The following is a 16,393-nucleotide window of genomic DNA, read 5'->3' on the forward strand; positions in this document are numbered from 1 at the left end:
ACTTCATGGGCGGTATGCCCAAAAGCTTTGCATTTCCAGTAATGACCTCATCGCGCAGCTCAGGGCAACAAGTCTTCAAGACGCCCGTGCAGGCGCTGCGGCAGGTTTTCCTGGATCTCGATCAGCGCTCGCTGGATCGCGCTCTGCAAACCCTGCACGCCCGCCGAGCCATGGCTCTTGATGACGATGCCCTGCAACCCCAGGAAACTCGCACCATTGTGCCGCGCAGGCGCAAGGTCGGCCTGCAGGCGCTTGAGCAGCGGCATGGCCAGGGCACCTGCGGCTCGCGCCAACACCCCGCCACGGAACAGCGCCTCGATGCGGGCACCGATCATGGTCGCCAGACCCTCGCTGGACTTGAGCAGGATATTGCCGACGAAACCATCGCACACCACCACGTCCGCCTCGCCCCGGTACAACCCGTCACCCTCGACGAAGCCGATGTAGTTCAGCCCCCGGGCGTTCTGCAACAGGCTGGCGGCCAGCTTGACCTGCTGGTTGCCCTTGATGTCCTCGGTACCGATATTGAGCAGCGCCACCCGCGGCCGATGCACGCCCAGAGCCTGGGCGGCCACCGAGCCCATCACAGCGAACTGGTAGAGGTTTTCCGCGCTGCAGTCGACGTTGGCGCCGAGGTCAAGCAGCTGGCAGTAGCCGGCCTGCGTCGGAATCGCCGCCACCATCGCCGGACGATCGATACCGGGCAGGGTCTTGAGCACAAAGCGCGACAAGGCCATGAGCGCGCCGGTATTGCCGGCACTTACGCAGGCCTGGGCCTTGCCATCACGCACCAGTTCGAGGGCGATGCGCATCGACGAGTCCGGCTTGCCCCGCAACGCCTGCGATGGCCGCTCGTCCATGCCGATCACTTCGCTGGCCGCGACAATCTGCAGGCGTGCGCGATCCGCAGCCGCGAGGCCGCCGACAAGATCTTCAAGGAGGGAGGGTTGACCGACGAGGGTCAGGTGCAGCGAGGGGGTAGCCGATAGGCAGGCAATGCTAGCCTGGACAATGCTGCGGGGACCGAAGTCCCCGCCCATTGCGTCGATCGCGATGATCTGAGCGGACAAGGATTACTCGTCAGCGCCCTTGTCGATCACTTTGCGACCACGGTATACGCCTTCTGGCGAAACGTGGTGACGCAGGTGTACTTCACCGGTGCTCTTCTCTACCGACAGAGCTTCTGCCGACAGGGCGTCGTGCGAACGGCGCATGTCACGGGCAGAGCGGGATTTTTTGTTCTGCTGAACAGCCATAATTGATTAACTCCTAAACGTTTGGGTCACGCTTTAACTGCGCCAATACACTGAACGGGTTGGACCGCGATACCTCGTCCTTGCTCGGCTCGGGCTCATCGAGTCCCGCCGGCTGCTGGCATTCTTCCGGATGATGAGCAGGCACGATTGGCAGGGCAAGCAAAAGCTCTTCCTCGACCAGTGCCTGCAGATCCAATGGATCTTCGCCCAGTTCCAGCACGTCATAGCCTTTCGGCAACGACTGGGTGTTCGCACCCTCCTTCACCACAGCGTACGTACATTCGCTATGGATCGGCAGGGTGACCAGCTCAAGACAACGCTGGCAAACCATCTTGACTTCGACATCCAGCGCGCTGTGGATAACCACCACGTGCTGCTCATCTCGTTCAAAATCGAACTTCGCCTGCACCGTACCGACATTGTCGGAAAGCGGGTCGCAGAGTCTTTCCAAATCAGCGAGTTGCAGCGAACCTTCGAGGGTTACGCCACGATCAGCCAATTTGCGCGGGTCAACGTGAGGTGGAATCGGGTCATTCAACATAGGCGCAGCATTCTAGGGATGCACCCCCTCCCTGTCAAAGGAAATTAGGTGCCATCTCGCATGTTAGAATTCGGGGCAATTGCCCAGGAGTCTACCATGCTTCCCTTGTTACTGGCTTCCAGCTCGCCCTACCGCCGCGAACTGCTCACCCGCCTGCGCCTGCCCTTCACCTGGGCGAGCCCCGACCTTGACGAACGACGCCTCGATGGCGAGCCCGCCGTCGAGCTGGTGCGCCGCCTGGCCCGACAGAAGGCCGAAGCCCTGGCCGCCAGTCACCCCGATCACCTGATCATCGGCTCCGACCAGGTGGCGGTGCTGGGCGAGCAGATCCTCGGCAAGCCCCACACCTTCGAACGCGCCTGCGAGCAGTTGCTGGAGGCCAGCGGGCAGCAGGTCACCTTCCTCACCGGGCTGGCACTGCTGAACAGCGCCACCGGCCACTGCCAGGTCGATTGCGTGCTGTTTACCGTGACGATGCGCGAGCTGGATCGAGAGCGCGTGGAGCGCTACGTGACGACCGAGCAGCCACTGGACTGCGCCGGCAGCTTCAAGGCGGAGGGCTTGGGGGTCAGCCTGTTCCAGAGCACCCATGGCTGCGACGCCACGAGCCTGATCGGGCTGCCGCTGATTCGGCTGGTGGACATGCTGCACAAGGAAGGCGTGCAGGTGCCTTGAGAGACCGGGGCCGCTTCGCCGCGGTTCGTCGCTACGACAAGCCGGCTCCCACAGGATGCGGCGTAATTTGTGGGAGCCGGCTTGCCGGCGAAAGGGCCGCGAAGCGGCCCCAATCGACTTCAGATCAACGCAGCGAAGGCCCCTGGAAGCCCATATACAGCGCCATGCGCTCCGCCACACTGGCACCGATGCGCTTGGAGAAACGATCGAACGGCGACTCCTGCACAGTGAAGTCCACCAGTTCCTTCTCGCCGACGATTTCGCGGGCGACATAGCTGGCACTGCCCAGCCCGTCCACCAGCCCCAGCTCCTTGGCCTGCTCGCCCGACCAGATCAACCCGCTGAACAGCTCAGGGTGATCCTTGTCCTTCAGGCGCTCGCCACGCCCCTGCTTGACCATGGCGATAAACTGACGGTGCGTGGTATCCAGCACACCCTGCCAGAACGCGGTTTCTTCCGGCTTCTGTGGCGAGAACGGATCAAGGAAGGCCTTGTGTTCGCCCGCCGTGTAGGTGCGCCGCTCCACGCCCAGCTTGTCCATGGTGCCGACAAAGCCGTAGCCCGCCGCAGTGACGCCGATGGAGCCGACCAGGCTGGCCTTGTCGGCATAGATCTCGTCGGCGGCGCTGGCAATGTAGTAGGCGCCGGAGGCCCCCAGGTCGGCGATCACCGCGTACAGCTTGATGGCCGGATATTCGGCGCGCAGACGGCGGATCTCGTCGTACACATAACCCGCCTGCACCGGGCTGCCGCCCGGGCTGTTGACGCGCATGACCACGGCTTTGGTCTTCGGATCCTTGAACGCCTCGCGCAGGCTCTTGACGATATTGTCGGCGCTAGCAGGCTCCTGATCGGCGATCACCCCGCGCACCTCGACCAGCGCGGTATGGCTGCCGCTGCGCGAGGCAGCCTTGTCCACATCCATCAATGGCGTGAACAGGAACAGGATGCCGAACAGGTAAACGAAGGTCAGCAGCTTGAAGAAGATCCCCCAGCGCCGCGCCCGACGCTGCTCCTGGACACCCGCCAGCAAGGTCTTCTCCAGCAGCTTCCAGCTCTTGCGCTCCTCGCCAGCCTCATCGGCCTCGGGCGCCTTCCACTCGTCAGTCATGCTCACCTACCTTGGAAATTGATCTGCGCAGGCTCGGCCAGCCATTCGCGCAACTGGGAAAAATGCTCGATGCACACTTGCGGGCCAAATTCGGCCAGGGCCTGCAGCGACATGGCGCCATAGCCCACGGCGACCGAATGCATGCCGGCATTGCTGGCCATCTGCAGGTCGAACGCCGAATCTCCGACCATCAGCGCCCGCCCGGGTTCGACCTGGCAGTGGGCGAGAATCTCCTCGAGCATCAGCGGATGCGGTTTGCCGCGGGTTTCGTCGGCCGCCCGGGTAATGTCGAAGTAGTTTTCCCAGCCATTGGCCTTGAGCACCCGATCCAGACCGCGTCGCGCCTTGCCGGTGGCCACCGCCAGACGATACCCCTCGGCACGGAACGCCTCCAGCGACTCGACCACACCGTCGAACAGTGGCGACGGCTGTTGATCCAGCGCCATGTAGACATCGGCATAATGCTGGCGGAATGTTTCCACCTGCGGCAGCTCAAGATGTGGATACAGGGTGGCGATCGCCTCCCCCAGCGCCAGGCCAATGATGCCCTTGATCGCCTCGTCGCTGCTGGCGGCCTCCCCGGCACGCCCGGCGGCCACGTTCATGGCCTCGACAATGCGCCCGATGGAATCGGCCAGCGTGCCATCCCAGTCGAAGACCAGCAGGTCATAACTTTTATTCATGGCTCAGGACGCCAACCGCTCGATAGTCTTGGCCCACATCTCGTCCACCGGCGCCTCGAGCTTGAGCTCGCCGCCGTCGGGCAGCGGCACGGTCAACTGGTAGGCATGCAGGAACAGGCGCTTGCCACCCAGGTCGCGAATCTCGCGACTGAAGTCTTCATCGCCGTACTTGCTGTCGCCGGCGATCATGTGCCCGGCATGCAAGGTGTGCACGCGGATCTGATGGGTACGGCCGGTGATCGGCCGCGCCTCGACAATCGTGGCGAATTCGCCGAAGCGGCGCAGCACGCGGAACAGCGTCAGCGCCTCCTTGCCCTCGTCATTGACCTCGACCATGCGTTCGCCGGAGCGCAGGTTGCTCTTCTGCAGCGGCGCATTGACCTGTTTCTTCGAGGTCGGCCAATGGCCGCGCACCAGCGCCATGTAGCGCTTGTCCACGCCATCGCCGCGCAGCGCGGCATGCAGGTGGCGCAGCATGCTGCGCTTCTTGGCGATCATCAACAGGCCCGAGGTGTCGCGGTCCAGGCGGTGCACCAGCTCCAGCTCCTTGGCGTCGGGGCGCAACTGGCGCAGCGCCTCGATCACCCCGAAACTCAGGCCGCTGCCGCCATGCACGGCAATGCCGGCCGGCTTGTTCATCACGATCAGCGCCTTGTCTTCATAGACGATGGCGGCTTCCAGGCGCTGCAACAGCCCCTGGGCCACGGGCGCGGGTTCGTCACGCTCTGGCAGGCGCACCGGCGGCACCCGCACGATATCGCCGGCCTGCAGCTTGTACTCAGGCTTGATCCGGCCCTTGTTGACCCGCACCTCGCCCTTGCGCAGGATGCGGTAGACCAGCGTCTTGGGCACGCCCTTGAGCGCGGTGATGAGGAAATTGTCGATGCGTTGGCCGGCAAGCTCCGGCGCGACTTCGATCAGCTGAACGCCGGAAGTCGGAGGGGTATTGGTCGTCATGGCGGGATCATAACAATTTTTTATGGAATTGAAGCACTTAATCATAACTGCTATAGTCGCGAACGCCGCCAAAAGCGGCAGGCCAGCGGCATCAGGCTCTACGCCGGCCCTGACCATCGCAATTCCGAGGACGCGAGGCCGTCCTACGGAGCGTTCGCCAGTTTAACTAAATGCCTGGAATCGCCACCAGCGCTGTGTAGAGAAGACCGGAAAAAAACGACAAGTGCGGTGTTTCACCTGCTTACCCGCTTCTTTTCGCCGTACCTCTGCCCGCCACCGTCGTTTCCGCGCATTCGGGCGAATGCTTCGGAAATACCTGCCTTGGATATGTCATGGCGCCAGCCCGGTACCGGGCTGGCGAAAAATGCAACCCGTTGCGGATTCAGCGCGCGGCAGCACCGAATTTTCAGGGATACGTGCAGGGTGGAGATGCACAGCCTTCGGACCGTGTGGCACCGAACCCGACCCCACCGCCCCACTCAACGGGCGATGAGCGGGCAAGGTCCTGAACAGACGCCCTCGTGGCATCCACGGACGACCGGTTGATTCCTCCTCCTGACTGAGTGCACCAGGCCCGCTCGATTGATTCGGATAACCTTCGAAAAGCTCGGCAGGCCTTTTGGCACCACAAAACAGGACGCGTCGTCGCGACAACGGCAGGCTGGGCAACCGGCTGGTGCCGAACGTCGTCAGACACGGGGGTGGCTCGCCACCCTTTGCGCACCTTGGCACCGATCATGAAAAGTCGCGTGTGCCGAACGCCGTTTCCGGCAGCCCGGAAACCGACGGTACAACATGAAAAGAATGCTGATTAACGCAACTCAACCCGAAGAGTTGCGTGTAGCCCTGGTGGACGGCCAACGCCTCTACGACCTGGACATCGAGTCCGGTGCCCGTGAGCAGAAAAAGGCCAACATCTACAAAGGCAAGATCACCCGGATCGAGCCCAGTCTTGAAGCCGCCTTCGTCGACTTCGGCTCCGAACGTCACGGCTTCCTGCCGCTGAAGGAAATCTCCCGCGAATACTTCAAGAAAGCCCCTGAAGGCCGGGTCAACATCAAGGAAGTCCTGAGCGAAGGCCAGGAAGTCATTGTCCAGGTCGAGAAGGAAGAGCGAGGCAACAAAGGCGCCGCCCTGACTACCTTCATCAGCCTGGCCGGCCGCTACCTGGTGCTGATGCCCAACAACCCGCGCGCTGGCGGCATCTCCCGCCGCATCGAAGGCGAAGAGCGCAACGAGCTGCGTGAAGCGCTGAACGGCCTGACCGTTCCGGGCGACATGGGCCTGATCGTGCGCACCGCGGGCCTGGGCCGCAGCAGCGAAGAAATGCAGTGGGACCTCGACTACCTGCTGCAGCTGTGGACCGCCATCAAGGAAGCCTCGCTGGACCGTACCGCGCCGTTCCTGATCTACCAGGAAAGCAACGTCATCATCCGCGCCATCCGCGACTACCTGCGCCAGGACATCGGCGAAGTGCTGATCGACAGCATCGACGCCCAGGAAGAAGCCCTGACCTTCATCCGCCAGGTGATGCCGCAGTACGCCAGCAAGGTCAAGCTGTACGAAGACAGCGTGCCGCTGTTCAACCGCTTCCAGATCGAAAGCCAGATCGAAACCGCCTTCCAGCGCGTGGTCGACCTGCCGTCCGGCGGCTCGATCGTGATCGACCCGACCGAAGCCCTGGTGTCCATCGACATCAACTCGGCGCGCGCCACCAAAGGCAGCGACATCGAGGAAACCGCCCTGCAGACCAACCTGGAAGCGGCCGAGGAAATCGCCCGCCAGCTGCGTCTGCGTGACATCGGCGGCCTGATCGTCATCGACTTCATCGACATGACCCCGGCGAAGAACCAGCGCGCCGTCGAAGAGCGCGTGCGCGAATGCCTCGAGGCCGACCGCGCCCGTGTGCAGGTCGGCCGCATCTCGCGCTTCGGCCTGCTGGAAATGTCCCGCCAGCGCCTGCGCCCATCGCTGGGCGAGAGCAGCGGCATCGTCTGCCCGCGCTGCTCGGGCACCGGCATCATCCGTGACGTCGAGTCGCTGTCGCTGGCGATCCTGCGCCTGATCGAGGAAGAAGCCCTGAAGGACCGCACCGCCGAGGTGCGCGCCCAGGTGCCGATCCCGGTGGCCGCTTTCCTGCTCAACGAGAAACGCAACTCGATCACCAAGATCGAACTGCGTACTCGCGCGCGCATCATCATCCTGCCGAACGATCACCTGGAAACTCCGCACTTCGAAGTCCAGCGCCTGCGCGACGACAACCCAGACGTGCTGAACAACCAGTCCAGCTACGAAATCGCCTCGGCCGAGACCGAAGAAGCGCCGCTGCCGACCGCCACCCGCACCCTGGTACGCCAGGAAGCCGCGGTGAAGACCGCGCCGGCCCGCGCCAACGCACCGGTACCAACCGCCGTCGAAGAACAGCCAGCCGCACCCGCGGCGCCTGCGCCGAGCGTACCGGAGCCAAGCCTGTTCAAGGGCCTGGTCAAGTCGCTGGTCAGCCTGTTCGCCGGCAAGGAAGAGCCTGCCGCCGCGCCGGCCGTCACCACCGAAAAACCGGCTACCGAGCGTTCGCCACGCAACGAAGAGCGCCGCAACGGTCGCCAGCAGAGCCGCAACCGCAATGGCCGCCGCGAGGAAGACCGCAAGCCGCGTGAAGAACGCAGCGAGCGCGCCCCGCGTGAAGAGCGTCAGCCACGCGAAGAACGTGCACCGCGTGAAGAACGCGCCCCACGCGAAGAGCGTCAGCGCCAGCCGCGCGAAGACCGCCGTGGCAACCGCGAAGAGCGCGTGCGCGAATTGCGCGAGCCGCTGGACGCCGCACCGGCCCCGGCCGCCCGTGAAGAACGCGCCCCACGTGAAGAGCGTGCGCCACGCGAGGAACGTGTAGCCCGTGAAGAGCGTGCACCACGTGAAGAACGTGCCCCTCGCGAAGAACGCGCACCACGTGAAGAGCGTGCACCGCGTGAAGAGCGTGCACCGCGTGAAGAACGCGCACCACGTGAAGAGCGTGCCCCGCGTGAAGAACGCGCCCCTCGTGAAGAGCGTGCGCCACGCGAAGAACGCGCTCCGCGTGAAGAGCGCCAGCTGCGCCCTGAGGCGCAGGCCGTCGAACAGGCCGCCGAGCTCGCCGAAGAGCAACTGCCGAACGACGAACTGCTGCAGGACGAACAGGAAGGCACCGATGGCGAGCGTCCGCGCCGCCGTTCCCGTGGCCAGCGTCGTCGCAGCAACCGTCGTGAGCGCCAGCGCAACGCCAATGGCGAGTTGATCGAGGGCGACGAAGACGCCGGCGAAGAGCAGCAGCCACAACAGCACCAGGCCACCGAGCTGGGCGCTGAACTGGCCGCCGGCACTGCCGTCATCGCCGCCGTGGCCACCAGCAACATCAGCGCCGATGCCGAAGCCCAAGCCAACCAGCAGGCCGAGCGCGCCAGCGCCGCTGTCGCCGAAACCCAGGTGGAAATCACCGAGGTCGTGGCCGAACAGGTCGCCATCGCCCCGGTGGTCGAGCAACCGGTCAGCGAGCCAGTGGTCGCCGTTGAGCCGAGCATCGAACCGGTGGTCGAAGTAGCGCCGCAGCCAGTGGTCGAAGAAGCCCCTGCCGAGCAGCCTGCCGTCGTCGCCGAGGCGGTGCAAGCCCCTGCCGTGGAAGCCGGTGAAATCGAGCAGCCGCAGATAGTCGAAGCCACCGTGGTCGAAGCCCCGGTAGCCGAGCAGCCTGTAGCGGTCGTCGAGCCAGTGGTCGAGGCCCAGCCGGAAGTGGCTGAAGCACCTGCCGCCGAGCCTGCGCCGATCGTTGCCGAGCAGGCGCCCGTGGAAGCACCGGCCCCGGTCGAAGCGCCTTCGGCGATGCTGGCCAACGGCCGCGCCCCGAACGACCCACGTGAAGTGCGTCGCCGCAAGCGTGAAGCCGAAGCAGCCGCCGCCGCTGCCGCCCAGGCCGCTGCCGAAGCCGCCCCTGCTGAAGCGCTGGAGACCGCCGATGAGCACAAGCCTCATCACGGTTGATAGCCTCGGCTGAATGAAAAAGCCCCGCCAGTGCGAACTGGCGGGGCTTTTTCTTTGCCGGTGGATGGCAGCGGCTCTGCTGGTGATCCGGGCGGTGCGGCCGCTCCCACGCCACCATCCTACGCCTGAGCAGGCATGTGATTATGGCGTGGGAGCGGGCTTGCCCCGCGATAGGGCCGGCCCAGGCCAGCCCATCAGTACAGGTTCGGCTCCATCTCCAGCTCGACCCCAAAACGCTCAAGGATATCCGCCTGGATCCGCCGAGCCAGCCCATGCAACTGCGCCCCACTCGCCTGGCCGTAGTTCACCAGTACCAGCGACTGCAAACGGTGCACACCAGCATCGCCATCGCGATAACCCTTCCACCCCGCCTGCTCGATCAACCAGCCGGCCGCCAGCTTCACCTGGCCGTCGGCCTGCGGATAAGCCACCACGCCAGGATGCTCGGCACGAATATGCTCGGCCAGTGCAGCAGGCACCACAGGATTCTTGAAGAAGCTCCCGGCGTTACCCAGCGCAGCCGGGTCCGGCAGCTTTTCCCGACGGATACTGCAGATCGCATCGCTGATCGCCTGCGCGGTGGGCTGCTCGATACCCTGCTCCGCCAGGCGCTGACGCACCGGGCCGTAGTCCAGGTGCGCCTGCAACGAACGGCTCAGCGCAAAACGCACACGCAGGATCAGCCAGCGGCCCGGATTGCGCTTGAACAGGCTGTCGCGATAACCGAACGCGCACGCCTCCAGCGAGAAATCACGCAGTTCGCCGGTTTCGCGGTCCAGCGCGGTCAAACCGGCGAATACGTCCTTGATCTCCACGCCATAGGCGCCGACGTTCTGCATCGGCGCGGCGCCGACTGTGCCGGGGATCAGGCTGAGGTTCTCCAGCCCGCACAGGCCCTGGTCGAGACTCCACTGCACGAACGGATGCCAGGGCTCGCCGGCCTCGGCTTCGACCACCACGCGCTCACCGTCATCGCTGAGCAGGCGCCGCCCACGGCTGGCCATGTGCAGCACCAGGGCGTCGACATCGCGGGATAGCAGCAAGTTGCTGCCACCACCAATGACCAGCACCGGCACCTGGCGCTCGGCGGCCTGGGCCAGTGCATGGCGCGCTTCGTCGTCGTCATGGGCCTGGGTGAAGTAGCGGGCACTAACATCGATGCCGAAAGTGTTGTAGGGCTTGAGCGACACGCGCTCCTGCCAGTGCGCCGTCATAACCGCCCCTTGATTTCCACGACCAGCTCACGGCACGCCGCCTCGATCAGGTCCAGGACCTGCTCGAAGCCTTCGGCACCGCCGTAGTAAGGGTCCGGCACTTCGTCCAGGGCCGCGCCATAGCGGCGCAGGAACAGGTCGAGCTCGCCCTTGGCGTTGTGTGGGCGCAACGCCTGCAAATTGCCCAGGTTGCTCTTGTCCATGGCCAGAACCAGGTCGTACTCGGCGAAATGCGCCGCCTTGACCTGCTGGGCGCGCTGACGCGACAGGTCATAGCCACGGGCCAGCGCGGCCTTGCAGGTACGGCTGTCGGGCGCCTTGCCGACATGCCAGTCGCCGGTACCGGCGGAGGCAACGTGCACCACGTCACCGAGGCCTGCTGCCTCGAGCTGATGGCGCAGCACGCCTTCGGCAGTCGGCGAGCGGCAGATATTGCCGAGGCAGACGAACAGAACGCGCATCAGGCCTCCAGCAAGCGCCGTACGCGCTCCAGGTCTTCAGGGGTATCCACGCCCACGGCCGGGGCCTCGATGGCATCGGCAACATGGATGCGCACGCCATGCCACAGGGCACGCAGCTGCTCCAGCGACTCGGTCTGCTCCAGCCAGCACGGGCCCCAGGCGACGAAGTCCTGAAGGAATCCCACGCGGTAGGCGTACATGCCGATATGGCGGCGGTACGGCACGCCTTCGGGCAAGCGCTCACGGTCCTTGGCAAACGCGTCGCGGGCCCAGGGCAATGGGGCGCGGCTGAAGGTCAGGGCCAGGCCGTTCTTGTCGCTGACCACCTTCACCGCGTTAGGGTTGAAGATGGTTTCCGGCGCGTGGATCGGCTCGGCCAGGGTGGCGATGCCGGCCTCGGGGTACGCGGCGAGATTGGCCGCCACCTGATCGATGATCACCGGCGGAATCAGCGGCTCGTCACCTTGCACGTTGACCACGATGGCATCGGCGGCCAGGCCCAGCTGGGCAGCCACTTCGGCCAGGCGATCGGTGCCCGACTCGTGGTCGGCGCGGGTCAGCAGCACTTCGGCGCCGAACGCCTGGCAGGCCTCGACGATGCTGGCATCGTCGGTGGCAATGACCACGCGGCTGGCGCCGCTCTTGCGCGCCTGCTCCCACACATGCTGGACCATCGGCTTGCCGGCAATCGCCAGCAGCGGCTTGCCCGGCAGGCGCGTGGAGCGCAGCCGGGCTGGGATCACCACGGTGAAGGCCAGGCTCATTTGTCCAGGCGCTCGTCGTCGGTCAGGGTGCGCGCCTCGCTTTCCAGCATCACCGGGATGCCGTCGCGGATCGGGTAAGCCAGGCCCGCGCCCTTGCTGATCAGCTCGGTCTTGTCGGCGCTGAGCTTGAGCGGGCCCTTGGTGATCGGGCAGGCCAGGATATCGAGCAGTTTGGTGTCCATGGGAGCTTCCTTGAAACGGAAATTGAAAAAGGCTCAGGGCCGGGGACGGCCAGGCAGCAGGCGATCGAGCTCGGCGTCGAACCAGGCGACGAACGCCTGCGAGGGTACGGCATCGACCGCCAGGTACCACCACTCGTCAGCAGCGAACGGCCGGCATTTCACCGCATCCTTCTCGGTCATCACCAACGGCAGCGGCGGGCTGAACGACAGCACTTCGCGGCTGTACGGCGCATGGTCGGCAAAGGGGTGCGGCACCGGCTGCCAGTGTAGCCCCAGCAGGGTGTTGAAGAAACGTTGCGGATTACCGATGCCGGCCACGGCGTGCAGCGCCTGGCCAGCGGGAAACAGGTCGAGCTCGCGGCGCTCGCCGCTGCGCAGGTTGATCAGCGCCGATGGCTGCAGGCGGAAGGCAAAGCCACCGTCGCGGTCAGCCTCGGCACCGTTGAACAGCACCGCGTCGGCCTCGGCCAGGCGCTCGGCGGGCTCGCGCAACGGGCCGGCCGGCAGGCAGCGACGGTTGCCCAGGCCACGGGCGGCGTCGATCAGCACCAACTCCAGGTCGCGGGCCAGGCGGTAATGCTGCATGCCGTCGTCGCACAGGATCAGGTCCGGCGCGTCGCTGGCCAGCAGCGCCTGCACGGCGCGGGAGCGGTCGGGGTCGATAACCAGCGGCACGCCGGTGCGCTGGACGATCAGCAAAGGCTCGTCACCGGCCTGCTCGGCGAGCTGGTCGGCGGCGACACGCCAGGGATACTGCGGCGGCTTGGCGCCGTAGCCACGGCTGACCACGCCGACCTTCAGCCCCTGCCGGCGGCAGTGCTCGATCAGCCAGAGGATCATCGGTGTCTTGCCGGTACCGCCCACGGTGATATTGCCCACCACGATCACGGGCACCGGGGCGCGGTAGCTTGGGCTGATGCCGCTGAGGAAGCGCGCACGCTTGCGCGTCACCACGCGGCGGTACAGGGCCTCCAGCGGGCGCAACAGAGCCAGCGCCGGGTGCCCGGCATACCAGGCAGCGAGCAGACGGTCGGCGAAGGCCATCAGGGATTGCCCTGCGCGGCCTCGACGGTGGTCATGCGCAACTTGCTGAAGCCGAGCTTGCCGGCCGCATCCATTGCGGTGATCACCGCCTGGTGCGGGGTCTTGCCGTCGGCGCTGATCGCCAGCGGCAGGGTGATGTCACCGCCGGACTCCTTCTCGATGGCTTCGGTCAGGGTGGCCAGGTCGCTCTTGGGCAGCAGGTGGTTGTTCACCGAGTACACGCCGTCGGCACTGATGGTGACTTCGATCAGCTTGCCATCATCGGGCTGCGCGGGCGCGGCACTGCTTGCTTCAGGCAGCTCGACACGCAGCTGGGTCTCGCGGGTGAAGGTGGTGGTGACCACGAAGAACAGCAGCAGCACGAACACCACGTCGATCAACGACGCCAGGTTGATGTCGACGTTCTCGCGCTGGCGATTGCGCCGGAACTTCACGCCTTGCCTCCGGCCACTTCCACTTCGCGGTCGCCCTGCAACACCTCGACCAGCTTGATCGCTTCCTGCTCCATGCCCACCACCAGCTCATCGATGCGGCGCAGCAGGAAGCGGTGGAAGAACACCGCCGGGATACCGACCATCAGGCCGGCCGCGGTAGTGACCAGGGCCTTGGAGATACCGCCGGCCAATACCGCGGCATTGGCGGTCATCTGCGAGCCCATGAAGGCGCTGAAGATGTCGATCATGCCCAGCACGGTGCCCAGCAGGCCCAGCAGCGGGGCCATGGCGGCGATGGTGCCGAGGGTGCTGATGTAGCGCTCCAGCTCGTGGATGACCCGCGAGGCGGCCTCTTCGATGCACTCTTTCATGATCTCGCGGCCATGGCGCGAGTTGGCCAGGCCCGCGGCGAGGATCTCGCCCAGCGGCGAATCGGCGCGCAGCGACTTGAGCTTGTCACTGGTGAGTTGCTTGTCCTTGATCCACATCCATACCTGGCCCAGCAGGTGCGGCGGGGTGACACGGCTGGCGCGCAAGGTCCACAGGCGCTCGCCGACGATTGCCATGGCAGCGATGGAGCTCAGGATGATCGGCAGCATCATCCAGCCACCGGACTTGACCAATTCCCACACAGTAAGCATCCCCTCGGAAAAAGGCCGCCACTCTACCATAGGACCGCCTGGGGCTCATCTGCCGGAGGTCAGGGAATCAACCGTCGCATGGCAGCCGTGGGAGCGGGCTTGCCTCGCGATGGCGTCATTCGCGCTCCCGCCAGAACCTGCGCTCTGCGCGCACCCCTACCGCTGCACCCTGACTCCCCAGGCGCAAACTCAGCGCTCCCGCCAGCGCAGTGTCATGGATGCTGATCCCATGCCGCCGATAGCGCTCGATCACCTGCTCGTGCGGATGCCCGAAGCCGTTGCTGCGCCCCCGCGAAATCATCACCCCGCGTGGCGCCAGCGCCTTGATGAACGGTTCGGTGGACGACGTGCGGCTGCCGTGGTGCGGCGCCTGCAGCCAGTCGACACGCGGATCCTCGCTGGCCGCCAGCCAAGCCCGCTCCGCCCCGGCCTCCATGTCGCCGGCCAGCAGCAGGCGCTCGCCATTGGCCACCACCTGCAGCACGCAGGAGCGGTCATTGCTGGAGGCACCCTGCGGCCAATGCCACAGCTCGAAATCGACCCCATCCCAGCGCCAGCGCTCACCACTGTCGCACAGCGCGGCAGGCGCAAGCCCGGCAACCTCCCCCGCCAGCACCCGCGTCACCGGCAGCCCCCTACGCACTGCCGACGCCCCGCCGGCATGATCGGCGTGGCCATGGCTGACCAGCATCAGGTCCAGGTGCCTCACCCCCAGCCTGCGCAAGGTCGGCAGCACCACGCTCTCGCCCAGGTCACTGTCGCCGTGGGCAGGCCCGGCGTCGTACAACAGCGCGTGATGACGGGTACGCAGCAGTACCGCCAGGCCCTGGCCGACATCCAGCTGCCACACCTGCACCTGCCCGTGGGGCACCTGCTCGCGCGGCGCCCACAAGGCCACCAGCATCACCGCGCCCGGCAAGCGCAACGGCACGCCCCGAGGCAGCAGCAGCAACAGCGCGCCCAGCGCGACCAACAGCCAGGCCCACAGCGGCAACGGTTCGGGCAGCCATGCCGGCCACTGCCCCGCAAGCTGCGCGAGCAGGTGAAACAGCCCATCCAGCGAAAGCCCCGCCAGCCACAACAGCCCCTCCCCTACCCCTGGCAGCGGCAACGCCGCCGTGCCAAGCAGGGCCAGCGGCAACACCGCGAAACTGATCCAGGGCACCGCCAGCAGGTTGGCCAGCGGCGCCGTCAGGCTGACCGGCAGCCCCAGCGCCAGCAGCACCGGCAACAGGCCCACGGCGATCACCCACTGAGCGCGGCTCCAGGCCTGCCAGGGTCGCCAGGCGCCGAGCCGGGCAGAGAAGCACAGCATCAGCACGCCAACCGCGGCAAACGACAGCCAGAAACCCGGCAGCAGGCTGGCCAATGGATTGATCAGCAACACCCCCGACAACGCCAACAGCAGCGGCAAGGCTGCCCCCAGGTGCCTGAAGCGCAGGCGCCAGAGCAACACCACCGCCAGCATCAGGCAGGCCCGCTGCACCGGCACGCCAAACCCGGCCAACCAGCCGTAGCCCAACGCCGCGGCCATGGCCAGGCCACAGGCCCAGGGCAGCCACGGCCAGCGCGATGGCCAGGCGCCCAGCCGCGCCAGGCCCGCGACCAGGCCGTACACCAGCCCGGCCAACAGCCCGATATGCTGGCCGGAGATCACCAACAGGTGCACAGTGCCGGTGGCCTGCAGGGTCTGCCAGTCTTCGCGCGCCAGCCCGGCGCCATCGCCCAGCACCAGGGCCGCCAGCGCCGCCTCGCGCCCACGGGCATCCACGTTCATCAACCGCTGGCGCACGGCATCGCGCCAGCCCACCGTGGCCTGCCCGACCCGCTCGCCAGCCTTGACCGAGCCTGTGGCACCGATACCCCGGGCCAGCAACAGCGCTTCGCGATCCGGGCCATGGGGGTTGAGCAGCCCGTGGGGCTGGCGCAGGTTCACCGCCAGGCGCCAGCGCTCACCGGCGCGCAATTCAGGCCCGGCGAACCAGCTCAGTTGCAGGCGCCTGGGCAATTGCGCCCGGCGCGACTCAGGATGCTCCAGCTCGAACCGCACACCGCGCTCCGTGCGGGTCGGCAGCCCCACCACCTGCCCCTCCAGCCACAGCGTGCGGCCATCCAGCGCCGGGGCCAGGCGATCATCCAGCGCCTGCTGCGCCGACCAGCAGGCCCAGCAGCCACCCAGCACAAACCAGCCCAGCGGCCAGGCCCGCGTACGCAGGCAGGCCAATGCCAGCAACAGCAATGGAATCAGCCATCCGACCGGTGGCAAGGCAGGTAACAAACGCAGGCTCAACAGCCCGAGCACCAGCGCCAGCATCCCTGTGCGCATGAGATAGAGCTCCAGAAGCGATCACGACCCCTGAGGCTTAGCCGATTGGCGGGAAAACCCTGCTAATCAATTGTCACAAACTCTGAACGAGGC

16 protein-coding genes are annotated in these 16,393 nt (G+C 66.0%); 2 read left to right on the plus strand and 14 right to left on the minus strand.

Translation table 11 applies throughout. The features are described from left to right. Positions 1-59: 59 nt before the first annotated feature. From plsX to ACQ4OD_RS20175, 3 genes are read right to left on the minus strand one after another with little or no spacing between them, the layout of a single operon-like run. A complete protein-coding gene (gene plsX / locus ACQ4OD_RS20165) occupies positions 60-1,070 on the minus strand; it encodes a phosphate acyltransferase PlsX (RefSeq protein WP_102683589.1) in 1,011 nt (336 codons plus the stop codon). Positions 1,071-1,073: 3 nt separating this feature from the next. Next, entirely contained in the window at positions 1,074-1,256 is a 183-nt protein-coding gene (gene rpmF, locus ACQ4OD_RS20170) for a 50S ribosomal protein L32 (protein WP_028690987.1), read from the minus strand. A gap of 13 nt (positions 1,257-1,269) precedes the next feature. Next, positions 1,270-1,797 carry a YceD family protein gene (locus ACQ4OD_RS20175; RefSeq protein ID WP_023630499.1) on the minus strand — a complete coding sequence of 176 codons (528 nt, stop codon included), beginning with the start codon at positions 1,795-1,797 and terminating at the stop codon, positions 1,270-1,272. A 96-nt stretch (positions 1,798-1,893) separates the two neighbouring features. Here ACQ4OD_RS20175 and ACQ4OD_RS20180 point away from each other — a divergent pair, with 96 nt between their 5' ends. Continuing rightward, on the plus strand, positions 1,894-2,472 hold the full coding sequence (locus ACQ4OD_RS20180) for a Maf family protein (protein WP_430944819.1): 579 nt from the start codon (positions 1,894-1,896) through the stop codon (positions 2,470-2,472). Positions 2,473-2,596: 124 nt separating this feature from the next. Here the strand turns inward: ACQ4OD_RS20180 and ACQ4OD_RS20185 are convergent, their stop codons facing one another. Genes ACQ4OD_RS20185 through rluC form a run of 3 tightly spaced genes read right to left on the minus strand, consistent with a single transcriptional unit; the run spans position 2,597 to position 5,223 of the window. Further along, a complete protein-coding gene (locus ACQ4OD_RS20185; protein ID WP_139672636.1) occupies positions 2,597-3,583 on the minus strand; it encodes a S49 family peptidase in 987 nt (328 codons plus the stop codon). Positions 3,584-3,585: 2 nt separating this feature from the next. Beyond that, complete coding sequence (locus tag ACQ4OD_RS20190) at positions 3,586-4,266, minus strand: HAD family hydrolase (protein ID WP_430944820.1); 681 nt, start codon at positions 4,264-4,266, stop codon at positions 3,586-3,588. A 3-nt stretch (positions 4,267-4,269) separates the two neighbouring features. Next, positions 4,270-5,223 (minus strand): 23S rRNA pseudouridine(955/2504/2580) synthase RluC, encoded by a 954-nt coding sequence (gene rluC, locus ACQ4OD_RS20195; RefSeq protein ID WP_102683593.1) that lies wholly within the window; start codon positions 5,221-5,223, stop codon positions 4,270-4,272. A 795-nt stretch (positions 5,224-6,018) separates the two neighbouring features. Between rluC and rne the strand changes: the two genes are divergently transcribed. Then, a complete protein-coding gene (gene rne / locus ACQ4OD_RS20200; protein ID WP_430944821.1) occupies positions 6,019-9,234 on the plus strand; it encodes a ribonuclease E in 3,216 nt (1,071 codons plus the stop codon). 194 nt (positions 9,235-9,428) lie between these two features. Here rne and murB read toward each other — a convergent pair whose 3' ends face one another. From murB to ACQ4OD_RS20240, 8 genes are all read right to left on the minus strand, one after another. Then, positions 9,429-10,448, minus strand: coding sequence for a UDP-N-acetylmuramate dehydrogenase (gene murB, locus ACQ4OD_RS20205; protein ID WP_430944822.1), 1,020 nt, complete (start codon positions 10,446-10,448; stop codon positions 9,429-9,431). Then, on the minus strand, positions 10,445-10,909 hold the full coding sequence (locus tag ACQ4OD_RS20210; RefSeq protein WP_111532688.1) for a low molecular weight protein-tyrosine-phosphatase: 465 nt from the start codon (positions 10,907-10,909) through the stop codon (positions 10,445-10,447). Before ACQ4OD_RS20210 ends, murB begins: the two co-directional genes overlap by 4 nt. Then, positions 10,909-11,673 (minus strand): 3-deoxy-manno-octulosonate cytidylyltransferase, encoded by a 765-nt coding sequence (gene kdsB, locus ACQ4OD_RS20215; RefSeq protein WP_430944823.1) that lies wholly within the window; start codon positions 11,671-11,673, stop codon positions 10,909-10,911. The genes ACQ4OD_RS20210 and kdsB overlap by 1 nt, the downstream gene beginning before the upstream one ends. Continuing rightward, the gene (locus ACQ4OD_RS20220; protein ID WP_003247142.1) at positions 11,670-11,855 is read right to left on the minus strand and encodes a Trm112 family protein; all 186 of its coding nucleotides are present in this window, start codon (positions 11,853-11,855) and stop codon (positions 11,670-11,672) included. Before ACQ4OD_RS20220 ends, kdsB begins: the two co-directional genes overlap by 4 nt. 33 nt (positions 11,856-11,888) lie before the next feature. Further along, positions 11,889-12,899: a tetraacyldisaccharide 4'-kinase gene (gene lpxK, locus ACQ4OD_RS20225; protein WP_430944824.1), complete on the minus strand. Its 1,011-nt coding sequence runs from the start codon at positions 12,897-12,899 to the stop codon at positions 11,889-11,891. After that, positions 12,899-13,333, minus strand: coding sequence for an ExbD/TolR family protein (locus tag ACQ4OD_RS20230; RefSeq protein WP_023632003.1), 435 nt, complete (start codon positions 13,331-13,333; stop codon positions 12,899-12,901). Before ACQ4OD_RS20230 ends, lpxK begins: the two co-directional genes overlap by 1 nt. Further along, positions 13,330-13,965 (minus strand): MotA/TolQ/ExbB proton channel family protein, encoded by a 636-nt coding sequence (locus ACQ4OD_RS20235; protein ID WP_430944825.1) that lies wholly within the window; start codon positions 13,963-13,965, stop codon positions 13,330-13,332. Before ACQ4OD_RS20235 ends, ACQ4OD_RS20230 begins: the two co-directional genes overlap by 4 nt. A gap of 124 nt (positions 13,966-14,089) precedes the next feature. Continuing rightward, the gene (locus tag ACQ4OD_RS20240) at positions 14,090-16,300 is read right to left on the minus strand and encodes a DNA internalization-related competence protein ComEC/Rec2 (RefSeq protein WP_430944826.1); all 2,211 of its coding nucleotides are present in this window, start codon (positions 16,298-16,300) and stop codon (positions 14,090-14,092) included. Positions 16,301-16,393 lie beyond the last annotated feature (93 nt).

The organism is Pseudomonas sp. WC1, from assembly GCF_050586565.1.
Lineage (GTDB): Bacteria > Pseudomonadota > Gammaproteobacteria > Pseudomonadales > Pseudomonadaceae > Aquipseudomonas.

Bases quoted from the DNA above. Each gene is read 5' to 3' on its own strand.
- rpmF (WP_028690987.1), bottom strand. From the start codon at position 1,256: ATGGCTGTTCAGCAGAACAAAAAATCCCGCTCTGCCCGTGACATGCGC.
- ACQ4OD_RS20175 (WP_023630499.1), bottom strand. From the start codon at position 1,797: ATGTTGAATGACCCGATTCCACCTCACGTTGACCCGCGCAAATTGGCT.
- ACQ4OD_RS20180 (WP_430944819.1), top strand. From the start codon at position 1,894: ATGCTTCCCTTGTTACTGGCTTCCAGCTCGCCCTACCGCCGCGAACTG.
- ACQ4OD_RS20185 (WP_139672636.1), bottom strand. From the start codon at position 3,583: ATGACTGACGAGTGGAAGGCGCCCGAGGCCGATGAGGCTGGCGAGGAG.
- ACQ4OD_RS20190 (WP_430944820.1), bottom strand. From the start codon at position 4,266: ATGAATAAAAGTTATGACCTGCTGGTCTTCGACTGGGATGGCACGCTG.
- rluC (WP_102683593.1), bottom strand. From the start codon at position 5,223: ATGACGACCAATACCCCTCCGACTTCCGGCGTTCAGCTGATCGAAGTC.
- rne (WP_430944821.1), top strand. From the start codon at position 6,019: ATGAAAAGAATGCTGATTAACGCAACTCAACCCGAAGAGTTGCGTGTA.
- murB (WP_430944822.1), bottom strand. From the start codon at position 10,448: ATGACGGCGCACTGGCAGGAGCGCGTGTCGCTCAAGCCCTACAACACT.
- ACQ4OD_RS20210 (WP_111532688.1), bottom strand. From the start codon at position 10,909: ATGCGCGTTCTGTTCGTCTGCCTCGGCAATATCTGCCGCTCGCCGACT.
- kdsB (WP_430944823.1), bottom strand. From the start codon at position 11,673: ATGAGCCTGGCCTTCACCGTGGTGATCCCAGCCCGGCTGCGCTCCACG.
- ACQ4OD_RS20220 (WP_003247142.1), bottom strand. From the start codon at position 11,855: ATGGACACCAAACTGCTCGATATCCTGGCCTGCCCGATCACCAAGGGC.
- lpxK (WP_430944824.1), bottom strand. From the start codon at position 12,899: ATGGCCTTCGCCGACCGTCTGCTCGCTGCCTGGTATGCCGGGCACCCG.
- ACQ4OD_RS20240 (WP_430944826.1), bottom strand. From the start codon at position 16,300: ATGCGCACAGGGATGCTGGCGCTGGTGCTCGGGCTGTTGAGCCTGCGT.